This window comes from Pseudomonas sp. zbq_18, from assembly GCF_043102245.1.
Classification (GTDB): domain Bacteria; phylum Pseudomonadota; class Gammaproteobacteria; order Pseudomonadales; family Pseudomonadaceae; genus Aquipseudomonas.
In genome coordinates, this window is sequence record NZ_JBICIT010000001.1 from 55,223 (window position 1) to 77,673 (window position 22,451).

The window sequence follows — 22,451 nt, forward strand, 5'->3', positions numbered from 1 at the left end:
CATGCAGAGAGTGAAAATCATCGACCGCAGTCAGGACGAGCGCTTCATGCGTGAGGCCCTCATGTTGGCCGCCGAAGGTGCGCAACGCGGCGAGGTGCCGGTGGGTGCGGTGCTGGTGCAGGAAGGCGAAGTGATCGGTCGTGGTTTCAACTGCCCGATCGGTACCTCAGATCCCAGTGCCCATGCCGAAATGGTGGCGATTCGTGCTGCTGCCGCTGCGCTGCAGAATTACCGGCTGCCCGGTAGCACCCTCTACGTAACGCTGGAGCCGTGCAGCATGTGTGCCGGGCTGATCGTGCATTCGCGGGTCAGTCGCGTGGTCTATGGCGCTGCCGAGCCCAGGGCTGGGGTGGCGGTCAGTCGTGGCCAGTTCTTCAGCCAGGACTTTCTCAATCACCGGGTATTGGTCGAGGGTGGGCTCTTGGCCGAGGAGTGCGGCGCTATGTTGAGTGCCTTCTTCAAGGCCAGGCGGGGCGGCGCCAAGTAGTCGGCGTTGGGCGTCAGAGTTGCGTGGGGTTGGCCTCGGCTTCTCCACGCGGAATGGTGCGGTTGACGCCCGGCACATGCAGGCCGCTTTCGGCCACGCGGGAGCCTTCCATCTGTGGCTGGGTCACCCAGTTGAGAATGTCGTAGTAGCGGCGGATGTTGCGCACGAAATGCACGGTCTCGCCGCCTCGGGCATAACCGTAGCGGGTCTTGCTGTACCACTGCTTCTGCGCCAGGCGCGGCAGCATCTTCTGCACGTCCAGCCACTTGTTCGGGTTCAGACCCTCGGCCTTGGCCAGCTTGCGTGCGTCGGCCAGGTGGGCGATGCCGATGTTGTAGGCGGCCAGGGCGAACCAGGTGCGGTCCGGTTCGCTCATGTCCTCGGTCAGGCCGCTGTGTACCAGGGCAAAATACTTGGCCCCCCCGGCGATGCTCTGTTTGGGGTCCAGGCGGTTGACCACGCCCATGGCCTGCGCGGTGTTCTGGGTCAGCATCATCAGGCCGCGCACGCCGGTCTTGGAGGTGGCGTCCGGAGTCCAGAGTGACTCCTGATAGCCGATGGCGGCCAGCAGGCGCCAGTCCACCTTGTATTTCTCGGCGGCCTTGCGGAAATCCTTCTCGTAGCGCGGCAGGCGTTGCTGCAGGTGTTTGGCGAAGGTGTAGGCGCCAACGTAGCCAAGCACGTCGACGTGGCCGTAGTAGCGATCCTTGAGGCGCTGCAGGCTGCCATTCTTCTGCACCTGTTCGAGGAACTTGTTGGCTTCCAGCAGCAGGCTCTTGTCATCCCCCGCCGCCACGGCCCAGGCCAGACCGCGTGCCTCGCCCAGGTCGAAGGCGACCCGTACGTTGGAGAAGTACACCTGATTCATCGACAGTTCGTTGGAGTCGACCAGGGTCAGGTCGATCTGCCCTTCATCGACCATGCGCAGCAGGTCGACCACTTCCACATCGGCGGATTCCTCGAACTGCAGATCGGGCAGGGTTTTCTGGAGTTCGACCAGCTGTTCGGCGTGGCTGCTGCCCTTGAGCACCAGGATGCGTCGGCCGATCAGATCTTCGGGGCGGGTGGGGCGACGCTGGCCATTGCGATAGATGACCTGTGGCGTGACGTCTAGGTAAGCGTGGGAGAAGCTCGCCTGTGTCTTGCGGCCGTTGGTCGACACCAGGCCAGCGGCGGCCAGTACCGGGCCATTGGTCTGGTTGAGGCGGGTGAACAGGTCGTCCAGGCTGTCGGCGGTTTCGATCTTCAGTTCCACCCCCAGACTGTCGGCGAACCTTCTGGCCAGCTCGAACTCGAAACCGGTCTCGCCTGCACGATCCTGGAAATAGGTGGTGGGACTGTTGCGGGTGATGACGCGCAGCGCGCCCTCCTTCTGGATGCGCTCGAGGGTGCTGGGTTGCGCGGCGGCCTCTGGAGGCGCATCGCAACCCGCGAGCAGCAGAAGGATTGCGGTCGACAACAGCCAGGCGGCTGTGCGGATGCGCAACGCGGTGTGGGCAAACATTGGCGCAGTATACGCAAAGGTCAAAGGGCGCCATATCTGGACAGGGCCTCTGTGCTCTGTTAGGCGCTGCGCCACAGGTGCCGTCTGCTGGCGCTTTAGGCTAGAATGCACGGCCTCAAAGCACACCCCTTCCCCGAGGCTGTTCACGATGTTGATCCTGCGCGGCGCGCCCGCTCTTTCCGCCTTCCGTCACGGCAAACTGCTTTCGCAACTGACTGCCAAGGTCCCTGCCGTGACTGGGCTGTACGCCGAGTTCGCTCACTTCGCCGAAGTGACTGGCGTGCTCGATACCCGCGAAGAGCAGGTGCTGGCCCGACTGTTGAAATACGGCCCGAGCGTTGCGGTGCAGGAACCGGTCGGCAAGCTGTTTCTGACCATTCCGCGTTTCGGCACCATTTCGCCCTGGTCGAGCAAGGCCAGCGACATCGCCCGCAACTGCGGTCTGGCCAAGATCGAACGCCTGGAGCGTGGCATTGCCTATTACATCAGCGGCGAGCTCTCCGAGGCTGATCAGCAAGCCGTCGCCGCGCTGCTGCACGACCGCATGACCCAGCTGGTGCTGGGCAGCATGGAAGAGGCCGCCGGCCTGTTCAGCCATGCCCAGCCCAAGCCGCTGACCGCCGTGGACATCCTCGGTGGTGGCCGTGCGGCCCTGGAACAGGCCAACGTGCAACTGGGGCTGGCCCTGGCCGAGGATGAGATCGACTACCTGGTGAAGAGCTTCACCGAGCTGGGCCGCAACCCGCACGACGTCGAACTGATGATGTTCGCCCAGGCCAACTCCGAGCATTGCCGCCACAAGATCTTCAATGCCAGCTGGGACATCGACGGCGAGAGCCAGGACAAGTCGCTGTTCGGCATGATCAAGAACACCTACCAGATGCACAGCGAGGGTGTGCTGTCCGCCTACAAGGACAACGCCTCGGTCATCGAAGGCTTCACCGCCGGGCGCTTCTTCCCCAATGGTGAAACTCGCGAGTACGGCGCCACCCAGGAGCCGGTGCACATTCTGATGAAGGTGGAGACGCACAACCACCCGACCGCCATCGCACCGTTCCCTGGTGCTTCCACCGGCTCCGGCGGCGAGATCCGCGACGAAGGCGCTACCGGTCGTGGCGCCAAGCCCAAGGCGGGCCTGACCGGTTTCACCGTATCCAACCTGAATATCCCCGGTTTCGAGCAGCCCTGGGAGAAGCCCTACGGCAAGCCCGAGCGCATCGTCACCGCGCTGGACATCATGATCGAAGGCCCTCTGGGCGGCGCCGCGTTCAACAACGAGTTCGGTCGTCCGGCCCTGAACGGCTACTTCCGTACCTTCGAGCAGGCGGTGCAGAGCCCGCGTGGTGAGGAAGTCCGTGGCTACCACAAGCCGATCATGCTGGCTGGCGGCATGGGTAACATTCGCGCCGAGCACGTGCAGAAAGGTGAGATCTCGGTCGGCGCCAAGCTGATCGTGCTCGGTGGTCCGGCCATGCTCATCGGCCTGGGTGGCGGTGCCGCTTCCTCCATGGCTACCGGTGCCAGCTCCGCCGACCTGGACTTCGCCTCGGTGCAGCGCGACAACCCGGAAATGGAGCGTCGTTGCCAGGAAGTCATCGACCGCTGCTGGCAGCTGGGCGCCGACAACCCGATCAAGTTCATCCACGACGTCGGTGCCGGCGGCATCTCCAATGCCCTGCCGGAGCTGATCAACGACGGCGGCCGTGGCGGTCGCTTCGAGCTGCGCGCCGTGCCCAACGACGAGCCGGGCATGGCCCCGCTGGAAATCTGGTGCAACGAGTCGCAGGAACGCTACGTGATGAGCGTGGACGCCGCCGACTTCGAACGTTTCAAGGCCATCTGCGAGCGCGAGCGCTGCCCGTTTGCGGTGGTCGGCGAGGCCATCGCCGAGCCGCACCTGACCGTGTCCGACAGCCACTTCGGCAACAAGCCGGTGGACATGCCGCTGGAGGTGCTGCTGGGCAAGCCGCCGCGCATGCACCGCAGCGTGACCCGCGAGGCCGAGCAGGGCGATGACTTTGATGCATCCAGCGTCAATATCGAGGAAGCGGCGACCCGCGTGCTGCGCCACCCGGCCGTGGCCAGCAAGAGCTTCCTGATCACCATCGGCGACCGCACCATCACCGGCCTGGTGGCGCGTGACCAGATGGTTGGCCCGTGGCAGGTGCCGGTGGCCGACTGCGCCGTGACCGCCACCAGCTTCGACGTCTACACCGGTGAAGCCATGGCCATGGGTGAGCGCACCCCGCTGGCCCTGCTCGACGCCCCGGCTTCCGGCCGCATGGCAGTCGGCGAGACCATCACCAACCTGGCCGCCGCGCGTATCGAGAAGATTTCCGACATCAAGCTGTCCGCCAACTGGATGGCCGCTGCCGGCCATCCGGGCGAAGACGCGCGCCTGTACGACACCGTGAAAGCGGTGGGTATGGAGCTGTGCCCGGCGCTGGGCATCACCATTCCGGTGGGCAAGGACTCGATGTCCATGAAGACCCGCTGGCAGGACGAGGGTGTGGACAAGAGCGTGACCTCGCCGCTGTCCCTGGTGATCACCGGCTTCGCCCCGGTGCAGGACGTGCGTCAGTCGCTGACCCCGCAGCTGCGCCTGGACAAGGGCGAGACCGACCTGATCCTGATCGACCTGGGGCGTGGGCAGAACCGCATGGGCGGTTCGATCCTGGCGCAGACCTTTGCCCAGCTCGGCCAGGCCGTGCCGGACGTCGACGACGCCGAAGACCTCAAGGCCTTCTTCGCCGTGATCCAGGGCCTGAATGCCGACGGTCACCTGCTGGCCTACCACGACCGCTCCGACGGCGGCCTGCTGACCACCGTGCTGGAGATGGCCTTCGCCGGTCACTGTGGCCTCAACCTGTTCCTTGACGGTCTGGCCGACCAGGCATCTGAGCTGGCCGCCGTGCTGTTCAACGAAGAGCTGGGTGCGGTGATCCAGGTGCGCCAGGATGCCACTCCGGAAATCCTCGCCCAGTTCAGCGCTGCCGGCCTCGGTGATTGCGTGGCGGTGATCGGTCAGCCGATCAATGGCAGCGACGTAGCCATCAGCTTCAATGGCGCAGCCGTGTTCGGCGGTCAGCGTCGCCTGCTGCAGCGCCAGTGGGCCGAGACCAGCTACCAGATCCAGCGCCTGCGCGACAACGCCGACTGCGCCGACCAGGAATTCGACCTGATCCTCGACGAGGACAATCCGGGGCTGTCCGCCAAGCTGAGCTTCGACGTCAACCAGGACATCGCCGCGCCTTACATCAAGAAGGGTGTGCGCCCGCAAATCGCGATCCTGCGTGAGCAAGGTGTCAATGGCCAGGTGGAAATGGCGGCGGCCTTTGACCGCGCCGGCTTCTCTGCCATCGATGTGCACATGAGCGACATCCTCGCCGGGCGCATCAGCCTGGAAGACTTCAAGGGCCTGGTGGCCTGTGGTGGCTTCTCCTACGGTGACGTACTGGGTGCTGGTGAAGGCTGGGCCAAGTCGATCCTGTTCAACGCCCGTGCTCGGGACGGCTTCCAGGCGTTCTTCGAGCGCAAGGACAGCTTCGCTCTCGGCGTGTGCAACGGCTGCCAGATGATGAGCAACCTGCACGAGCTGATCCCCGGCACCGAATTCTGGCCACACTTCGTGCGCAACCGCTCGGAGCAGTTCGAGGCCCGTGTGGCCATGGTCCAGGTACAGGAGTCGGCGTCGATCTTCCTGCAGGGCATGGCCGGCTCGCGCATGCCGATCGCCATTGCACACGGTGAGGGGCATGCCGAGTTCGAGAGCGAGGAGGCGCTACTGGAGGCCGATCTGTCTGGAACGGTCGCGATGCGTTTTATCGACAATCATGGCAAGGTCACCGAGAGCTACCCGTCCAACCCCAATGGCTCGCCGCGTGGTATTACCGGCCTGTGCAGTCGCGATGGTCGTGTGACCATCATGATGCCGCACCCGGAGCGGGTGTTCCGTGCCGTGCAGAACTCCTGGCGTCCGGACGAGTGGCAAGAAGATGCCGGCTGGATGCGCATGTTCCGCAACGCGCGCGTCTGGGTGGATTAACAGCGAGCCGAAGGCTCTTCTCATGACCCTCTCCCATTGATGGGAGAGGGTGCCCGCAGGGCGGGAGAGGGTTGTGGTGTCAGATTCCGAAGCAAACCTCCTGCCCGAAGTCCGCCAGGTTTCGCCTGGCGAGACCCATCTGATGTGCCGTTGCGGACGTTCCTCCGCACTTCCCGATTGCCCCGCTGGCTGCACCGATGGTCTGCTCCTGCAGCCCGCTCGTCAGCAGCTTCTGTTGCTCTGCCGTTGTGGCATGTCCGCTCGCCTGCCCTATTGCGACGGTAGCCACAGTCCACCCACCAAGGGGCTCAGAGCGCGCTGGCAGCGCTTTACCAAAGGTGATTAAAAGCTTCTGCTTATGCCTAAAGTCTCTAGTTGACTAAGGGATGATTCGGCGGTCGCGCACTCCAATGCAGACTTGCGAACTAGGCCACGCGAGAGCGATGAGGCAAAATGCCATTATCGCTTTGGCAGTGCGGTCTACTGATCGCGGTATTCGTCGACGCTCGGAGGGGCTGGATGTACAAATTCTGTTTCTATGTGCCGGAGAGTCACCTGGAAGACGTGAAGGCCGCCGTGTTTGCGGCTGGTGCAGGACGCATCGGACAGTACGACAGCTGCTGCTGGCAGACCCTGGGCAAGGGCCAGTTCCGGCCGTTGGCGGGCAGTGATCCGTTTCTCGGTCAGGCCGGGCATGTCGAGGACGTGGCGGAGTGGAAAGTCGAGTTGGTGGTGGCCGACGAACTGATCCACGATGTGGTCAAGGCCATGCGCAAGGCTCACCCCTACGAAACGCCTGCCTTTGATGTGTGGAGGCTGTCCGACCTGCAGTTCTGAGTGTTCCCCTGTGAAAGAAGCCCTGGCATGCCAGGGCTTCTGCGTTTTCGCTTGCCGTATCAGTGCAGGTGTTCTTTCAGCTCATTACCGGCCTGGCGCATGGCAGCCTGCACGGCCGGGATATGCGCCAGCGGATTGAGCAGGCCATAGTCGTGGATCATGCCGTTGTAGCGCACGGCGGTAACGGTGACGCCGGCGGCGTCCAGCCTGCGCGCATAGGCTTCGCCCTCGTCACGCAACACATCGAATTCGGCGGTCTGGATCAGCGCTGGCGGCAGGCCCTTGAGTTGCTCGGGCGTGGCGCGTAGTGGTGAGGCGAAGCGTTCGGCACGCTGCTTGGGATCGGTGGTGTAGCTGTCCCAGAACCACTTCATCATGTTGCGTGTGAGGAAGTGGCCTTCGGCGAACTGCCGATAAGAGCCGGTCTCGAAGCTGGCATCGGTCACCGGCCACAGCAACAGCTGGAAACGCAGCTTGGGCGTGCCGGCCTCTTTCGCCTTCAGCGCGACCACTGCGGCCATATTGCCGCCGACGCTGTTACCGGCCACGGCCAGGCGCGAGCTGTCCACGTTGATCTCCTTGCCATGTTCGCCGACCCACTGGGTGGCGGCGTAGGCCTGGTCGATGGCGGTCGGGTACTTGGCTTCCGGCGACGGCGTGTAGCCGACATAGACGGCCACGGCGCCGGAGTTCACCACCAGATCGCGAATCAGGCGGGCATGGGTCGGGTAGTCGCCGAGCACCCAGCCGCCACCGTGGAAGAACATGAACACCGGCAGTTCACCCTTCACACCTTCGGGGCGGACAATGGTCAGCGGGATCGATTGGCCGTCGGCCTGAATGGTCTTCTCGGACACGCTCACGCCGGACAGATCGACCTTGACCGAGGCCTGGGCGCCGACCAGCACGGCACGGGCGTCTTGTGGCGAGAGGGTTTCCAGCGGTTGACCACCGCCGGCCTCCAGGGCTTGCAGGAAGGCCTGGGTATTGTGCTCGACGCCCGGACTGCCGGCGGCGAAGGCTTGTGCGGCGGCCAGGGTGAGCAGGCCGCTACCAACGAATTGCTTGATGTTCATGTTCATTCTCCCGGCGATCGAGTGGGTTCGGTGAGCCAGGGCCTCAGCCCTGGTTGTGACAGTTGTCGGCTTGCTTGAGGTAGGTCACGGCCTGCACGGCACCGGCGGAATCGCGGTAGACCATGCGCGCTTCGACTACCTCGCAGTAGCGTGCGTCGGCTTCCTGCAGACTGATCACCTCGGCGACGTCCAGGGATTTACCGTAGTGGTACTGGTTGGCCGGCTCGGCGGCGAAAGTTAGCGAGCTGGCCACGAGTGCGAATGCGCCGAGGCTGCTGGTGATATGACGGATGTTCATGGCTGTTCTCCTCTGTATGCGTGCTCAGGCCAGTACCAGGCGCACATCGATGTTGCCGCGGGTGGCGTTGGAGTAAGGGCAGACCTGGTGGGCTGCGGCGATCAGTTCTTCGGCGGTGGAGCGGTCGATGCCCGGCAGGCTGATCTGCAGTTCCACCTCCAGCCCGAAGCCGCCGGGGATCTGGCCGATACCAACCTTGCCGGTGATTGAGGCGTCTGCCGGGAAGGCTTGTTTCTTCTGGCTGGCAACGAACTTCAGGGCGCCGATGAAGCAGGCCGAGTAGCCGGCAGCGAACAGTTGCTCGGGGTTGGTGGCTTCGCCGCCGGCGCCGCCCAGTTCACGCGGGGTGGTCAGCTTGACGTCGAGGAAACCGTCGGATGAAACGGCACGGCCGTCGCGGCCTCCGGTGGCAGTGGCAGTAGCGGTGTAGAGAGCTTTGATGGTTTGCATGATGGTGCCTCCGATTATGTTTGATGCCTAAAGTTTTGCGAGCTAAGTAAGTGCGCGATGCGGAATCTAGTGCGATTTAATTTAGTGCGCAAGTTAATTTTTAGATGAATTGACTCTGAGAATTCGATCGACTGGAAATAAGCGAGGCGGGAAGGTGCAGCAAGCGCCGCCCGAGCGGGCGGCGGGGAGGGTCAGGCGGACTTCTGCAGCTCGGTTCGCAGGGCGACTATCTGCTCCTTGAGGGCGCTAATCTGCTCCAGTGTCATACCACTGGCCTCGAGGATACACGCGGGGAATCGCTCTGCTTCCTGTTGCAGGCGACGGCCTTTGTCGGTCAGGCGCAGCTCCACCACCCGTTCGTCGGCGCTGCTGCGGGTGCGGGTGATCAGGCCCTCGGCCTCCAGGCGTTTGAGCAGGGGGGTTAGCGAGCCAGGGTCAGTGAGCAGGCGTGCGCTGATCTCGCCCACGGTGATGCCGTCACCTTCCCACAGCACTAGCATGGCCAGGTACTGCGGGTAGGTCAGGCCGATACTCTGCAGCAGCGGTTTGTAGGCCTTGGTCATCAGCAGCGAGGTGGAGTGCAGGGCGAAGCACAGCTGGTTGTCCAGTTGCAAGGCCGCGCAGGACTGAGGTGTTTTCATGGCAATAGCCCCGATCAATATTTGCGCAATAAGTTATCGTGCAAACTTTCTCCCGACAAATTCCGTACATGAAATAGCCGCAGGATGGCTGTGTTCTCAGCGAACGTGCGTCATGAAAAAGGCGCCCGCAGGCGCCTCATTTGTCGTTTCGAGCCTTTTAAGGGCGGATCTCGATCAGTGTGCCGTCCTGCACCAGGTTCCACACCTCACGCATGTCGGCGTTACGCATGGCGATGCAGCCTTCGGTCCAGTCCAGAGTGCTGAAGAACCACTCGGGGTATTCGTCATCCAGTGGCGTGCCGTGGATCATGATCATGCCACCGGCGGACACACCTTTCTTGCGCGCATTGGCGGCGTCGCGGGCGTTGGGGTAGGAGATGTGCATCGACAGATTGAACTTGTCGCTGGTCTTGCGCCAGTCGATCCAGTAGAAGCCTTCCGGTGTGCGCAGGTCGCCTTCGCTGACCTTGGCGCCGGTGGGCACCTTGCCCAGCGAGATGCGGTAGGACTTGAGCACTTCGCCACGCCCCATGAGGTGGAGCTTGCGCTCGGATTTGACCACCAGCACCTTGTCTATCGCCTTGCCGCGCAAGGTGGGAGCGCTGGACGCGAGAGAAGGGGTAGCCAAGGTGACTAAGAGTAAGGCGAGCAACCAGCGCATTGCGACGTTCCGAGCGTATCTGTTGGCCCTGATAGATCAGGTCGTTATGCGCGAGAGTCTGCCTATGCCGAAAGGGATGATCAATCCTCGGTGGTCGGATGGCTTGCGGCAACGGTCTTGCGCCTGGCTAGCCTCATGGCGATAACAGTACGGCCAGCTCGTCGGCCACCTCGGCCCAGTCAGAGTCTTCAGCCAGGGCCTCGCTGAGGAACTGGGCCTGTGCCTTGTTCCAGAAGGCGGCTTTGGGCAAGGCCTGACCTTCGGCGAGGCGATGCTCGCGCAAGAACGTCTCGATTTCGGCTTTGCCGTTGGGCAGGCCGAGCTGCTTGAACAGGGCGCTCAGGTTGTGTTCGCTGGTGTCCATGATGCCTCCGGCTGCAGGTTGAGCACGCGACGCAAGGACTATAGACGCCATCAGCGCAGTGGGTGCAGGGCGGCGATGCCTTCGTTGCGAATAGGAAAGCTGCGCTCTTGCCTGTCGGCGAAAAAGCACTTGAGGGTACGACCCACAGTGGGAAAGGCCAGTTCCTGCCAGGGGATTTCGTGTTCGTGGAACAGTTGGACCTCGAGGCTCTCCTCGCCTGCCTGGAAGTCCAGGTCGATCAGTTCGGCGCGAAAGAACACGTAGAGCTGGCTGATGTGCGGCAGATCGAACAGGGCGTAGAGCTGCAGATCGCGCACCCGCGCACAGGCTTCCTCGTCGGTCTCGCGCATGGCGGCTTCGGCCATGGTTTCGCCGTTCTCCATGAAGCCGGCCGGCAGGGTCCAGTAGCCGCGGCGTGGCTCGATGGCGCGGCGGCACAGTAGCACCTGTTCGCCCCATACCGGCAGGCAGCCGGCCACGATGCGTGGGTTCTGGTAGTGAATGGTGTGGCAGTGCGGGCAGACATAACGCAGGCGGTTGTCGCCTTGCGGGATGCGCTGCTCCACCGGGCCGCCGCACTGGCTGCAGAATTTCATGCCGGGCTCTCCGTGATCGACTGCCATATTGGCCGCAGCTGGCGAGGCTCGGCAAGCTTGGCGGCGGTTCGGGTCTTGGGTGGGCCGCTGCTTCGTGCCATGATGCCGGGCAAAAGAAAAGACCGAGAACGATCATGCTCGACGAGCTCCTGCAGCGTGTGCGCGGCCATAGCCCGCGTATTCTGGAGACTGACCAGCGCTACCCCGAGGCAGCTGTGCTGGTGCCGCTGACCCGTAATGACGAGCCTGAGCTGGTGCTGACCTTGCGCGCCAGTGGCCTGTCCACCCACGGTGGCGAAGTGGCGTTTCCCGGTGGTCGTCGCGATGCCACCGATCCCGATCTGGCCTTCACCGCCCTGCGCGAGGCCGAGGAAGAGGTCGGTCTGCCGCCTGGTCTGGTGGAGGTGGTTGGCCCGCTCAGTCCGCTGGTGTCGCGCTTCGGTATTCAGGTCACACCCTATGTCGGCGTCGTGCCGGATTACGTCGAGTATCGGCCTAACGACAGCGAGATCGCTGCAGTCTTTGCCGTGCCGCTGCGGTTTTTCCTGGAGACGCCGCGTGAGGTCACTCATCGCATCGATTACGAAGGGCGCAGCTGGTATGTGCCCTGCTATCACTATGAGCATTACAAGATCTGGGGGCTGACGGCGGTGATGATCGTCGAGCTGGTCAACCTGGTGTTCGACGCCGGTATCGACCTGGAACAGCCGCCGCAATCTTCCGTGAAAGTCATTCGCCTGTGAGGAGCGAGCCATGAAATACCGCCTGGGCGATGCCCGTGTGCAAGCCCATCCCGACAGCTGGATTGCCCCGACTGCGGCGGTGATCGGCAAGGTGCAACTGGATAAGGGCGCCAACGTCTGGTTCGGCGCCGTGCTGCGTGGTGACAACGAGCTGATCCATATCGGCGAAAACAGTAACGTGCAGGACGGCACGGTGATGCATACCGACATGGGCTTTCCGCTGACCCTGGGCAAGGGCGTCACCGTTGGCCACAACGTGATGATGCACGGCTGCACGGTGGACGATTACAGCCTGATCGGCATAAACGCGGTGATCCTCAACGGCGCCAAGATCGGCAAGTACTGCATCATCGGCGCCAACAGCCTGATTCCCGAAGGCAAGGTGATTCCCGATGGCAGCCTGGTGATGGGCAGCCCGGGCAAGGTGGTGCGCGAACTCACCGAGCAGCAGAAGAAGATGCTCGAAGGCAGCGCCGCCCACTACGTACACAATGCTCAGCGCTACGCCCGCGACCTGGCTGAGGACGAGGCGTGAGCGACGAGCGTCCGGTCAAATCGCCCTGCGTCAGCATCTGCGCGCTGGATGAACAGGATGTCTGCACCGGCTGCCAGCGCACGGCGGCCGAGATCACCCAGTGGGGGCGCATGAGCAACGAGCAGCGCCGTGAAGTGCTGGCGCGTTGCGTCGAGCGCACCCGCGCCGCCGGGCAGTTTCTGCAGCAGCCCGCACAGCACTGATTTCTCTTTATCTATCTTCCGAGGACACCCGCATGCCCCGTATCGGCACCCCCTTGTCGCCCACTGCGACCCGCGTTCTGCTCTGTGGCTCTGGCGAACTGGGCAAGGAAGTGGTGATCGAGCTGCAGCGCCTGGGCTGCGAGGTGATTGCCTGCGACCGTTACGCCGATGCACCGGCCATGCAGGTAGCGCATCGCAGTCATGTGCTGAGCATGCTCGACGGCGCGGCCCTGCGCGGGGTGATCGAGGCGGAGCAGCCGCACTACATCGTCCCGGAAATCGAGGCCATCGCCACCGACACCCTGGTCGAGCTGGAGGCCGAAGGCTTTACCGTGGTGCCTACCGCGCGCGCCGCCAGGCTGACCATGAACCGTGAGGGTATCCGTCGCCTGGCCGCCGAGGAGCTGGGCCTACCGACCTCGCCTTACCACTTCGCCGATACCTTCGAGGCCTATGCCGAGGCGGTTAAATCGGTTGGCTATCCCTGCGTGGTCAAACCGATCATGAGTTCTTCTGGCAAGGGCCAGAGCGTGCTGAAGAGTGACGCCGACCTGCGATCCGCCTGGGATTACGCCCAGGAAGGCGGGCGCGCCGGCAAGGGGCGGGTGATAGTCGAGGGCTTTATCGACTTCGATTACGAGATCACCCTGCTCACCGTGCGCCACATCGGCGGGACTTCCTTCTGCGCGCCGGTCGGTCATCGCCAGGTCAAGGGCGACTACCACGAGTCCTGGCAGCCGCAGGCGATGAGCAGCAAGGCACTGGCCGAGTCCGAGCGGGTGGCGCTGGCGGTGACCGAGGCCCTCGGTGGCCGTGGCCTGTTCGGCGTGGAGCTGTTCGTCAAAGGCGATCAGGTGTGGTTCAGCGAGGTGTCGCCGCGCCCGCACGACACCGGCCTGGTGACCCTGATTTCCCAGGACTTGTCCGAGTTCGCCCTGCACGCACGGGCCATCCTCGGCCTGCCGATTCCTGCCATTCGCCAGTTCGGCCCCTCGGCCTCTTCGGTGATTCTGGTCGAAGGTCGCTCGCAGCAGACCGCCTTCGCCAACCTGGGCGCTGCCCTGGCCGAGCCGGACACGGCGCTGCGCCTGTTCGGCAAACCTGAGGTGGACGGTCAGCGACGCATGGGCGTGGCCTTGGCTCGTGATGAAAGCATCGAGGCGGCGCGGGCCAAGGCCGTGCGGGCGTCTTCGGCGGTCCAGGTCGAGCTGTGAGTAATCTGCGCGCCGGCCTGTGGTGGGGGCTGACCCTGGCGTTGCTGCCGGTGGTTTTGCCCCAGGCGCTGTGGACGCGGCGCACGGCGCTGCGCCTGCCGCCGGCAGCGGGCGCGCAAACAGGAGTGGCAGGCGCGGAGTTTTCTGCCGAGCCTTTGCGCCTGTTGCTGATCGGCGAGTCCACCGTGGCTGGCGTGGGGGTCGAGGCGCAGACCGAGGCGCTGGCCGGTCAGTTGGCGTTGGCGCTTTCCGCTCGCCTGCAGCGTCCGGTGTGCTGGCGGGCCTGTGGCGAGAACGGCATTACCGCGGGAGAGGCCTGTGAGCGCCTGTTGCCGCAGGCCCTCAGCGAGCCGGCCGATCTGGTGCTGCTGGTGTTCGGCGTCAACGACACCACCCACCTCAGCTCCCTGGCGCGTTGGGCTACGGCAGTGCGCAATCTGAGTCGGGCGTTGGCGGCCCAGGGGGCGCACGTGGCGTTTACGGGGGTGCCGCCGATTCAGCACTTCACGGCTTTGCCCTGGTTGCTGCGGCGCCTGCTCGGTGTGCGCGCGGCCTTGCTTGATTCGGTGCTGCATCGAACCAGTACCCAGGAGCAGGCGGAGTATGTGAGGCTGGGGCTGACGGTCACGCCAGAGTATCTGGCGCGCGATGGTTATCACCCCTCGGCGCTGGGCTACCGCGTGTGGGCCGAGGGCCTGGCCGAACGTCTCAATCCGCGCTGCGGATAAGCTGCGCCTGCCACAGGCGCACGCTCTTCACCCGGTTTTCACTGGATTCGAGGATTTCCAGGCGGTAGGGGCCGATCTTCAGGCATACCGGGCAGTCGGGGATGGTTTCCAGTGCCTCGGTGATCAGGCCGTTGAGGGTTTTCGGTCCTTCGCTGGGCAGGTGCCAGCCCAGGGCACGATTCAGCTCGCGGATGTTGGCACTGCCTTCGACGATCTGGCTGCCGTCTTCCTGGCCCTGGATTTCGGCGTGCTGTTGCTGATCCTTGCCGCTGAGGTCGCCGACGATTTCTTCCAGCACGTCTTCCAGGGTGATCAGCCCCTGCACGTCGCCATACTCGTCGACCACCAGGCCCATGCGCCGCTTTTCCTTCTGGAAATTCAGTAGCTGGGTGGACAGGGGGGTGTTTTCCGGCACGAAGTAGGCGGGCTGGCAGGCCTGCAGCAGCGTTTCGTGGGTCAGCTGGTTGTGCGCCAGGCGCCGGGCCAGCTGGCGCATGTGCACCACGCCTTCGACCTGGTTGATGTCCTGGCGGTAGACCGGCAGGCGTGTGTGGCGTGTGCTCTGCAGCTGCTGAATGATGCGGCCGAGCGAGTGTTCGAGGTCGATACCGATGATCTCACTGCGTGGGATCATGATGTCGTTCACCGAAACGGTTTCCAGGTCCAGTACGCCGAGCAGCATGTTCTGGCGATTTTTCGGCAACGACTGACCGGATTCGCGCACCACGCTGCGCAGCTCCTCGGTGGTCAGGCTGTCACTGCCGCGGGCATTGGGGTCGACACCGAACAGGCGCAGCAGGCCGTTGCTGATGGTGTTCAGCGCAATCACCAGCGGGTAGAACAGCTTGAGCATGATCTGCAGCGGCAGGCTGGCCGGGTAGGCAATGCGTTCGGGATGCAGGGCAGCCAGGGTTTTGGGGGTGATTTCGCCGAAGATCAGCAGCACGATGGTCAAGGCCACGGTGGCAATGGCGATGCCGGCTTCGCCCCAGATCTGCATGGCCAGCACAGTGGCGATGGCTGAGGCGAGGATATTGACGAAGTTGTTGCCGATCAGAATGGTGCCGAGCAGGCGGTCCGGACGGCCAAGCAGAGCGCTGGCGCGCTTGGCACCGCGGTGCCCTTCGCGGGCTTTATGCCTTAGACGGTAGCGATTGAGGCTGATGATGCCGGTCTCGGAACTGGAGAAGAACGCCGAACACAGGATCAGGAAGGCCAGCAAGCCCAGGAGAAAGCCAGGATGAAGCTCTGCCACAGGGGTTGCCTCAGATGTGCAGGATGAATTCGCGAACCAGCTTGCTGCCGAAGTAGGCCAGCATCAGCAGGCAGAAGCCGGCCAGGGTCCAGCGGATTGCCTTGTGTCCGCGCCAGCCGAGCTGATGGCGGCCCCACAGCAGCACGGCGAACACCACCCAGGCCACGCACGACAGCACGGTCTTGTGTACCAGATGCTGAGCGAACAGATCCTCGAAGAACAGCCAGCCTGACAGCAGCGAGAGCGACAACAGCAGCCAGCCAGCCCAGAGGAAGCCGAACAGCAGGCTCTCCATGGTCTGCAAGGGGGGGAAGTTGCGGATCAGCCCGGACGGATGCTTGTGTTTGAGTTGGTGATCCTGCAGCGCCAGTAGCAGGGCCTGGAACATGGCGATGGTCAGCAGGCCGTAGGCCAGGATCGATAGCAGGATATGGGCGATGATGCCGGGTTCCTCATCGATCGGCTTCAGCGTGCCGCTGGGCAGGAACTGCGCCAGCAGCACGGTCAGCAGGCCCAGGGGCATGAGGATCAGCAGCAGGTTCTCGACCGGGATGCGCGAGCAGGCCAGCAGGGTGATGGCGATCACCGCAAAGGCAATCAGGCTGGCGGCACTGAAGAAGTCGAGGCTCAGGCCGGCACTGGCATGCAGCTGCATGAACAGGCTGCCGCCATGGAAGAACAGGGCGATCAGGGCCAGCAGCGCCAACAGCGGCTTGTTCGGCGCTTCGCGTTTGGCCAGGCGCATGCCTTGGTATGTAGTGGCGCCGGCATAAATGGCTGCGGCGGCCAGGCTGGGCAGCAGAGGGTGCATAAATCCTTGTACGGCGGGCCCGAAAGGCCGTGAGTTTGGCACATTAGAAGCGTTTCACGAAAGACCGCCGGCGGTGTCGGCTTCGCCGCCTCTTGGGTATACTCGCCCACCTGCTGCAAGCCCCCTGTTTTAAGGATCGCGCATGTTCGAGAACCTAACCGACCGCCTGTCCCAGACGCTGCGCCATGTTACCGGCAAGGCCAAGCTGAGCGAGGACAATATCAAGGACACCCTGCGCGAGGTGCGCATGGCCCTGCTTGAGGCTGACGTTGCCCTGCCGGTGGTCAAGGATTTCGTCAACAAGGTCAAGGAGCGCGCGGTCGGTACCGAGGTGTCGAAGAGCCTGACGCCTGGTCAGGCCTTCGTGAAGATCGTCCGCGCCGAGCTGGAGGAGTTGATGGGCGCGGCCAACGAGGACCTCGCCCTCAGTGTCGCGCCGCCTGCCGTGGTGTTGATGGCTGGCCTGCAGGGTGCCGGTAAGACCACTACTGCCGGCAAGCTGGCGCGCTTCCTCAAGGAGCGCAAGAAGAAAACGGTCATGGTGGTGTCTGCCGACGTTTACCGTCCGGCGGCGATCAAGCAGCTGGAGACCCTGGCCAGCGACATCGGCGTGACCTTCTTCCCCTCGGACATCAGTCAAAAGCCGGTGGCCATCGCCCAGGCGGCGATCGCCGAGGCCAAGCTGAAGTTCATCGATGTGGTGATTGTCGATACCGCCGGTCGTCTGGCTGTCGATGAAGAAATGATGGCCGAGATCCAGGCCGTTCACGCGGCGATCAAGCCGGCCGAGACCCTGTTCGTGGTGGATGCCATGACCGGTCAGGACGCCGCCAATACCGCCAAGGCCTTTGGCGATGCACTGCCGCTGACCGGCGTGGTGCTGACCAAGGTCGACGGTGACGCGCGTGGCGGTGCCGCGCTGTCGGTGCGCCATATCACCGGCAAGCCGATCAAGTTCATCGGTATGGGCGAGAAGAGCGAAGCGCTGGAGCCTTTCCATCCGGATCGTATCGCTTCGCGCATCCTTGGCATGGGCGATGTGCTCAGCCTGATCGAGCAGGCCGAGCAGACGCTCGATCGCGAGAAGGCCGAGAAACTCACCAAGAAGCTGAAGAAGGGCAAGGGCTTCGACCTCGAAGACTTTCGCGATCAGCTGCAGCAGATGAAGAGCATGGGTGGCCTCGGTGGCTTGATGGACAAGCTGCCGTCCATCGGCGGGGTCAATCTGTCGCAGATGGGCAACGCGCAGGGTGCGGCGGAAAAGCAGTTCAAGCAGATGGAAGCCATCATCAACTCCATGACGCCGGCCGAGCGCCGTGATCCGGAAGTCATCAGCGGCTCGCGCAAGCGCCGCATCGCCCTCGGCTCCGGCACCCAGGTGCAGGATGTCGGTCGGCTGATCAAGCAGCACAAGCAGATGCAGAAGATGATGAAGAAGTTCACCGCCAAGGGCGGCATGGCCAAGATGATGCGTGGCCTGGGCGGGATGATGCCGGGCGGCATGCCCAAGCTGTAAGCCGCTGCCGATGGGCGGCGGAAAAAGAGATTTGCAAATGGCCGGATAATCCTTAGAATATGCGGCCTTTCGGGCCTTGGCCCCTCAAAGTGTGTGCCTTAAGTTAGCACCGATTACAGGAACGAAGTTCAATGGTAACCATCCGTCTTGCTCGTGGCGGCTCCAAGAAGCGCCCCTTCTACCACCTGACCGTGACCAACAGCCGCAATGCGCGCGATGGTCGCTTTGTTGAGCGTATCGGCTTCTTCAATCCGATCGCCACCGGTGCCGAAGTGAAGCTCTCCGTAAACCAGGAGCGCGCTACCTACTGGCTGAGCCAGGGCGCCCAGCCGTCTGAGCGCGTTGCTCAGCTGCTGAAGGAAGCTGCTAAGGCTGCTGCCTAAGCACTATGAACGCTACGCCGTCAGCTGAGGACCTGGTCGTCCTCGGCAAAATCACTTCGGTGCACGGCGTGCGTGGGGAAGTGAAGATCTATTCCTTCACCGACCCGATCGACAATCTGCTCGACTACCGCCGTTGGACGCTCAGGCGCGATGGCGAGGTCAAGCAGATGGAGCTGGTCAACGGTCGCCTGCAAGGCAAGGTACTGGTAGCCAAGCTCAAGGGGCTCGATGATCGCGAGGTGGCCCGTACCTACGCAGGATTCGAAATCTGTGTTCCCCGCGAGCAGTTGCCGGACCTCGAAGAGGGCGAGTTCTACTGGTACCAACTGGTAGGGCTGAACGTGATCGACATGCAAGGGCAACTGCTCGGGCGCCTCGATCACCTGCTGGAAACCGGCGCCAACGATGTGATGGTGGTCAAGCCCTGTGCGGGTAGCCTGGATGATCGCGAGCGTTTGCTGCCCTATACCGAGCAGTGCGTGCAGCAGATCGATCTGGCCGCTGGCGAGATGCGGGTGGACTGGGACGCGGATTTCTGAGTCCCGACCATGCGCGTTGAAGTCATCAGCATCTTTCCGGAGATGTTCGCCGCCATCAGTCAGTACGGCATTACCAGTCGTGCGGTGAAACAGGGGCTGCTGCAGTTGAACTGCCGGCAGTTGCGTGACTACACCGACGACCGTCATCAGACCGTGGATGATCGCCCTTTCGGCGGCGGCCCCGGCATGGTGATGAAGATCAAGCCTCTGGAGGATGCCCTGGCTGCGGCCAAGGCGGATGCAGGGGAAGCAGCGAAGGTGATCTACCTGTCGCCGCAGGGCCGCCAGCTGAGTCAGCAGGGGGTTCGTGAACTGGCTAGCGAGCAGGCGCTGATTCTCATCGCCGGCCGCTACGAAGGCATCGACGAGCGTTTCATTGAAGCGCATGTCGATGAGGAATGGTCGATTGGCGATTATGTCCTCTCCGGCGGTGAGCTTCCGGCGATGGTGCTGATCGATGCTGTTACGCGGCTGCTGCCGGGCGCGCTCGGGCATGCAGATTCCGCAGAGGAGGACTCGTTTAGCGACGGCCTTCTCGATTGTCCTCATTACACCCGTCCGGAGCTGTACGAGGGCAAACGTGTTCCTGATGTGTTGCTCAGTGGCAACCACGAACACATCCGGCGTTGGCGCCTCCAACAGTCCCTTGGTCGGACCTGGGAGCGTCGCCCCGATCTTCTGGATTGCCGCTCGCTTTCTGGAGAAGAGCAAAAGCTGCTGGAGGAATACATCCGCCAGCGGGACGATAGTTAACGTATCGATGACAAACCCAGGTTTGTCTTAGGAGCACAGCATGACCAACAAGATCATTCAGCAGCTCGAAGCCGAGCAGATGAACAAAGAAGTCCCGGCCTTCGCCCCGGGCGACACCATCATCGTTCAAGTGAAAGTGAAGGAAGGCGACCGTTCCCGTCTCCAGGCTTTCGAAGGTGTGGTGATCGGCAAGCGTAACCGCGGCCTGAACAGCGCTTTCACCGTACGTAAGATCTCCAACGGCGTTGGCGTTGAGCGTACCTTCCAGACCTACTCGCCGCTGATCGACAGCGTGAGCGTGAAGCGTCGTGGTGACGTGCGCAAGGCCAAGCTGTACTACCTCCGCGACCTGTCCGGCAAGGCAGCGCGCATCAAGGAAAAACTGTCCTGATCGGACGGTCTTCCGACCTGAAAAAAGCAGCCTCCGGGCTGCTTTTTTTGTTTCTGGAGCTCGCTGACCGACGAGTTCCAGCCCTGCCGTACGGGCAGCGTGACAATAACCACAACAGCGCGGCACGGGCGGCCACATTCCATCTGGAGCATTAGTGGCATGACCCCGAGAGAGCAAGAGATCCAGCGTCGAACCGAGTTGTCGGAGACCCGCGTGGCCAAGGCAGTATTTCCGCCGACCACCAACCACCACAACACCCTGTTCGGCGGCACTGCGCTGGCCTGGATGGATGAAGTGTCATTCATCGCCGCTACGCGTTTTTGCCGTTTGCCGCTGGTGACGGTGTCGACCGACCGTATCGATTTCAAGCATGCGATTCCCGCCGGCTCCATCGTTGAGCTGATCGGCCGGGTGATCGCGGTGGGTAACACCAGCCTCAAGGTCGAGGTGGAGGTGTTCGTCGAGGGCATGTATTGCGGCGGTCGCGAGCGTGCCATCAATGGTGTGTTCAGCTTCGTCGCCATCGACGAGGACAAGAAGCCGATTCCGGTGCTGGCCGATTTCAACTGAATGACAAGGCGCCCCGAGGGGCGCCTTGTTGTTATGCCTCGGGCTCGATCAGGGCGACCAGCGTCCAGTCGGCATCCGGGGTGAAGTTCAGTGTGGCGCTGGCGATGTGGAACCAGCCTTTCGGATCGAAGGCCAGCAGCAGGGTCGCGCGCTCGCCGTACAAGGCCTGATAGTCGGCCCAGCCGAAGCTGCCGGAGAGGGTGGTGCTGCGTACTTCGGCTCCGCGTGCCAAGGCACTGGCAAGCTGGCCGTAGCTTTGCGCCGGGTAGCCGAAGGGCTGGCCGCGGTGCTCGTCGCTGGTGCGGTGCTTTTCGCTCAGGCGCTGTTCGCGCTGGCTCGGCAGGTAATACAGGTTGGCCTTGCCGAAGTCGGGGCGAAAGCGTGTGCAGGCCACGCTGTTCTGTTCGCTGGAAGGCGACAGGGCAAGCAGTTGGCCGAGCCCGATCAGGTCCAGGTGCGCGTCGGCATGCTGCGAGGCCGGGTTGCCGAAGTAGGTGGGCAGCCCGTCCATGCGCGCGGCGCTGATGTTCTCCCAGCTGGAATCGGTCAGCAGTATGCGCTGATTGCGTTGTTGCAAGGCCTTGCCGATGGCACGGGCGACCGGATTGGCGCCGATGATCAGGAAACCGCGTGGCGAGGGTTCCGATACTTTCAGCAGGTGGGCCAGTGGGCGTGCAGTCGCGCTTTGCAGCACCACGGTGCCGATGATCACCAGGAAGGTCAGAGGGACCAGCAGCTGGGCTTGGGCGACGCCTTGGGCTTCCAGGCGTTCGGCAAAGATGGCCGACACCGCAGCGGCCACGATGCCGCGCGGGGCAATCCAGGCCAGCAGGGAGCGCTCGCGCCAGTTCAGGTTGGAGCCGAAGGTGCTCAACGCCACGCACAGCGGGCGGGCGATGAACTGGATGATTACCAGCAGAACCAGGGTTGCCGGGCCGAGGGCGATCAGTGCTTTCAAGTCCAGGCGGGCAGCTAGCAGGATGAACAGGCCGGAAATCAGCAGGACGCTGAGGTTCTCCTTGAAGTGCAGGATGTGCTTGACGTCTACCCCGCGCATGTTGGCCAGCCACATACCCATCACGGTCACGGCCAGCAGCCCGGATTCGTGTACCAGCAGGTTGCTGGCGATGAAAATGCCCAGTACGGCGGCCAGGGCGCCGAGGTTTTCCAGGTATTCCGGTAGCCAGTGGCGGCGCAATACCTGGCCGAAAGACCAGCCGCCCAGTACGCCGAAGAAACTGCCGCATGCGATCACCTGAGCGAAGGTCAGGATGCTCTCGCCAAGTGGTGTGCCGCCGCTGCGGCTGGCGATGAAGCTGTACACCACGACCGCCAGCAGGGCGCCGATGGGGTCGATAACGATGCCTTCCCAGCGCAGGATGTTGGCCACCGCTGCATTGGGGCGCATCACGCGTAGCATGGGGACGATCACCGTAGGGCCGGTGACCAGGGTCAGCGTACCGAACAGCACGGCCAGGTCCCAGGAGAAACCGAGTAGGTAGTGGGTGGCGGCGGCGATCACCAGCCAGGTCGTCAGAGCGCCCAGGGTGACCATGCGCTGTACCACGCCGCCGATCTCCTTCCATTCCGACAGGCGCAGGGTCAGGCTGCCTTCGAACAGGATCAGGGCGACGGACAGCGATACCAGTGGGAACAGCAGGGGGCCGAAGAGTGCTTCGGGGTCGAGCAGTCCGAGAACCGGGCCGGCGAGAATGCCGCAGATGAGCAGGAACAGGATTGCCGGCAGGCGCAGGCGCCAGGCCAGCCATTGGCTGGCCAGCGCGGCGGCCCCGATGCCGCCGATGCCGAGGAGGACGTGCGTTTCGTTCATCAGGACTCCGTGTCTCTGGT

26 protein-coding genes are annotated in these 22,451 nt (G+C 63.3%); 15 read left to right on the forward strand and 11 right to left on the reverse strand.

The window, feature by feature from the left end; translation table 11 throughout:
- The first annotated feature begins 1 nt into the window (after window position 1).
- On the forward strand, window positions 2-487 hold the full coding sequence (gene tadA, locus ACF8C6_RS00275) for a tRNA adenosine(34) deaminase TadA (protein ID WP_392497470.1): 486 nt from the start codon (window positions 2-4) through the stop codon (window positions 485-487).
- A 13-nt stretch (window positions 488-500) separates the two neighbouring features.
- Here the strand turns inward: tadA and mltF are convergent, their stop codons facing one another.
- The gene (gene mltF, locus ACF8C6_RS00280; protein ID WP_277689960.1) at window positions 501-1,991 is read right to left on the reverse strand and encodes a membrane-bound lytic murein transglycosylase MltF; all 1,491 of its coding nucleotides are present in this window, start codon (window positions 1,989-1,991) and stop codon (window positions 501-503) included.
- Between the two features lie 148 nt (window positions 1,992-2,139).
- On the opposite strand from mltF, the gene purL reads away from it, so the two are divergent.
- The 3 genes from purL to ACF8C6_RS00295 all read left to right on the forward strand — a co-directional run bounded on the left by purL (window position 2,140) and on the right by ACF8C6_RS00295 (window position 6,873).
- Complete coding sequence (gene purL, locus ACF8C6_RS00285; RefSeq protein WP_392497471.1) at window positions 2,140-6,036, forward strand: phosphoribosylformylglycinamidine synthase; 3,897 nt, start codon at window positions 2,140-2,142, stop codon at window positions 6,034-6,036.
- A gap of 142 nt (window positions 6,037-6,178) precedes the next feature.
- Window positions 6,179-6,382 carry a CDGSH iron-sulfur domain-containing protein gene (locus ACF8C6_RS00290; RefSeq protein ID WP_392497863.1) on the forward strand — a complete coding sequence of 68 codons (204 nt, stop codon included), beginning with the start codon at window positions 6,179-6,181 and terminating at the stop codon, window positions 6,380-6,382.
- 173 nt (window positions 6,383-6,555) lie between these two features.
- On the forward strand, window positions 6,556-6,873 hold the full coding sequence (locus ACF8C6_RS00295) for an NGG1p interacting factor NIF3 (RefSeq protein ID WP_392497472.1): 318 nt from the start codon (window positions 6,556-6,558) through the stop codon (window positions 6,871-6,873).
- Between the two features lie 59 nt (window positions 6,874-6,932).
- Here the strand turns inward: ACF8C6_RS00295 and ACF8C6_RS00300 are convergent, their stop codons facing one another.
- The 7 genes from ACF8C6_RS00300 to ACF8C6_RS00330 all read right to left on the reverse strand — a co-directional run bounded on the left by ACF8C6_RS00300 (window position 6,933) and on the right by ACF8C6_RS00330 (window position 10,959).
- Window positions 6,933-7,949 carry an alpha/beta hydrolase gene (locus ACF8C6_RS00300; RefSeq protein WP_392497474.1) on the reverse strand — a complete coding sequence of 339 codons (1,017 nt, stop codon included), beginning with the start codon at window positions 7,947-7,949 and terminating at the stop codon, window positions 6,933-6,935.
- Window positions 7,950-7,992: 43 nt separating this feature from the next.
- Window positions 7,993-8,247 carry a DUF2790 domain-containing protein gene (locus ACF8C6_RS00305; RefSeq protein WP_392497476.1) on the reverse strand — a complete coding sequence of 85 codons (255 nt, stop codon included), beginning with the start codon at window positions 8,245-8,247 and terminating at the stop codon, window positions 7,993-7,995.
- Between the two features lie 24 nt (window positions 8,248-8,271).
- Window positions 8,272-8,697 (reverse strand): organic hydroperoxide resistance protein, encoded by a 426-nt coding sequence (locus ACF8C6_RS00310; RefSeq protein WP_392497477.1) that lies wholly within the window; start codon window positions 8,695-8,697, stop codon window positions 8,272-8,274.
- Between the two features lie 191 nt (window positions 8,698-8,888).
- On the reverse strand, window positions 8,889-9,338 hold the full coding sequence (locus ACF8C6_RS00315) for a MarR family winged helix-turn-helix transcriptional regulator (protein ID WP_392497478.1): 450 nt from the start codon (window positions 9,336-9,338) through the stop codon (window positions 8,889-8,891).
- A gap of 157 nt (window positions 9,339-9,495) precedes the next feature.
- Window positions 9,496-9,999, reverse strand: coding sequence for a murein L,D-transpeptidase family protein (locus tag ACF8C6_RS00320; RefSeq protein WP_392497480.1), 504 nt, complete (start codon window positions 9,997-9,999; stop codon window positions 9,496-9,498).
- A 133-nt stretch (window positions 10,000-10,132) separates the two neighbouring features.
- Window positions 10,133-10,363, reverse strand: a complete 231-nt coding sequence (locus ACF8C6_RS00325; RefSeq protein WP_392497482.1) for a DUF2789 domain-containing protein — start codon at window positions 10,361-10,363, stop codon at window positions 10,133-10,135.
- 50 nt (window positions 10,364-10,413) lie between these two features.
- The gene (locus ACF8C6_RS00330; RefSeq protein ID WP_392497484.1) at window positions 10,414-10,959 is read right to left on the reverse strand and encodes an NUDIX hydrolase; all 546 of its coding nucleotides are present in this window, start codon (window positions 10,957-10,959) and stop codon (window positions 10,414-10,416) included.
- A gap of 134 nt (window positions 10,960-11,093) precedes the next feature.
- Here ACF8C6_RS00330 and ACF8C6_RS00335 point away from each other — a divergent pair, with 134 nt between their 5' ends.
- From ACF8C6_RS00335 to ACF8C6_RS00355, 5 genes are read left to right on the forward strand one after another with little or no spacing between them, the layout of a single operon-like run.
- Window positions 11,094-11,702 (forward strand): CoA pyrophosphatase, encoded by a 609-nt coding sequence (locus tag ACF8C6_RS00335; protein ID WP_277689948.1) that lies wholly within the window; start codon window positions 11,094-11,096, stop codon window positions 11,700-11,702.
- A 10-nt stretch (window positions 11,703-11,712) separates the two neighbouring features.
- A complete protein-coding gene (locus ACF8C6_RS00340) occupies window positions 11,713-12,237 on the forward strand; it encodes a gamma carbonic anhydrase family protein (RefSeq protein ID WP_277689947.1) in 525 nt (174 codons plus the stop codon).
- Window positions 12,234-12,440: a DUF1289 domain-containing protein gene (locus ACF8C6_RS00345; protein ID WP_392497487.1), complete on the forward strand. Its 207-nt coding sequence runs from the start codon at window positions 12,234-12,236 to the stop codon at window positions 12,438-12,440. Before ACF8C6_RS00340 ends, ACF8C6_RS00345 begins: the two co-directional genes overlap by 4 nt.
- Window positions 12,441-12,472: 32 nt before the next feature.
- Window positions 12,473-13,654: a formate-dependent phosphoribosylglycinamide formyltransferase gene (purT, locus tag ACF8C6_RS00350; RefSeq protein ID WP_392497488.1), complete on the forward strand. Its 1,182-nt coding sequence runs from the start codon at window positions 12,473-12,475 to the stop codon at window positions 13,652-13,654.
- A complete protein-coding gene (locus ACF8C6_RS00355; protein ID WP_392497490.1) occupies window positions 13,651-14,382 on the forward strand; it encodes an SGNH/GDSL hydrolase family protein in 732 nt (243 codons plus the stop codon). The genes purT and ACF8C6_RS00355 overlap by 4 nt, the downstream gene beginning before the upstream one ends.
- Here the strand turns inward: ACF8C6_RS00355 and ACF8C6_RS00360 are convergent.
- On the reverse strand, window positions 14,363-15,637 hold the full coding sequence (locus ACF8C6_RS00360; RefSeq protein ID WP_392497491.1) for an HlyC/CorC family transporter: 1,275 nt from the start codon (window positions 15,635-15,637) through the stop codon (window positions 14,363-14,365). The genes ACF8C6_RS00355 and ACF8C6_RS00360 overlap by 20 nt on opposite strands.
- A gap of 10 nt (window positions 15,638-15,647) precedes the next feature.
- Entirely contained in the window at window positions 15,648-16,448 is an 801-nt protein-coding gene (locus ACF8C6_RS00365) for an inner membrane protein YpjD (protein ID WP_392497492.1), read from the reverse strand.
- 142 nt (window positions 16,449-16,590) lie between these two features.
- Here ACF8C6_RS00365 and ffh point away from each other — a divergent pair, with 142 nt between their 5' ends.
- The 6 genes from ffh to ACF8C6_RS00395 all read left to right on the forward strand — a co-directional run bounded on the left by ffh (window position 16,591) and on the right by ACF8C6_RS00395 (window position 20,600).
- Window positions 16,591-17,964 carry a signal recognition particle protein gene (gene ffh, locus ACF8C6_RS00370; protein WP_392497494.1) on the forward strand — a complete coding sequence of 458 codons (1,374 nt, stop codon included), beginning with the start codon at window positions 16,591-16,593 and terminating at the stop codon, window positions 17,962-17,964.
- A gap of 131 nt (window positions 17,965-18,095) precedes the next feature.
- A complete protein-coding gene (gene rpsP / locus ACF8C6_RS00375; protein WP_111263569.1) occupies window positions 18,096-18,347 on the forward strand; it encodes a 30S ribosomal protein S16 in 252 nt (83 codons plus the stop codon).
- A 5-nt stretch (window positions 18,348-18,352) separates the two neighbouring features.
- The gene (rimM, locus tag ACF8C6_RS00380) at window positions 18,353-18,886 is read left to right on the forward strand and encodes a ribosome maturation factor RimM (protein ID WP_277689940.1); all 534 of its coding nucleotides are present in this window, start codon (window positions 18,353-18,355) and stop codon (window positions 18,884-18,886) included.
- Window positions 18,887-18,895: 9 nt separating this feature from the next.
- Entirely contained in the window at window positions 18,896-19,639 is a 744-nt protein-coding gene (gene trmD / locus ACF8C6_RS00385) for a tRNA (guanosine(37)-N1)-methyltransferase TrmD (RefSeq protein ID WP_341688323.1), read from the forward strand.
- Window positions 19,640-19,679: 40 nt separating this feature from the next.
- Complete coding sequence (gene rplS / locus ACF8C6_RS00390) at window positions 19,680-20,030, forward strand: 50S ribosomal protein L19 (protein ID WP_277689938.1); 351 nt, start codon at window positions 19,680-19,682, stop codon at window positions 20,028-20,030.
- A gap of 159 nt (window positions 20,031-20,189) precedes the next feature.
- On the forward strand, window positions 20,190-20,600 hold the full coding sequence (locus ACF8C6_RS00395; RefSeq protein WP_392497497.1) for an acyl-CoA thioesterase: 411 nt from the start codon (window positions 20,190-20,192) through the stop codon (window positions 20,598-20,600).
- Between the two features lie 31 nt (window positions 20,601-20,631).
- Here the strand turns inward: ACF8C6_RS00395 and ACF8C6_RS00400 are convergent, their stop codons facing one another.
- Complete coding sequence (locus ACF8C6_RS00400) at window positions 20,632-22,431, reverse strand: cation:proton antiporter (protein WP_392497498.1); 1,800 nt, start codon at window positions 22,429-22,431, stop codon at window positions 20,632-20,634.
- Window positions 22,432-22,451 lie beyond the last annotated feature (20 nt).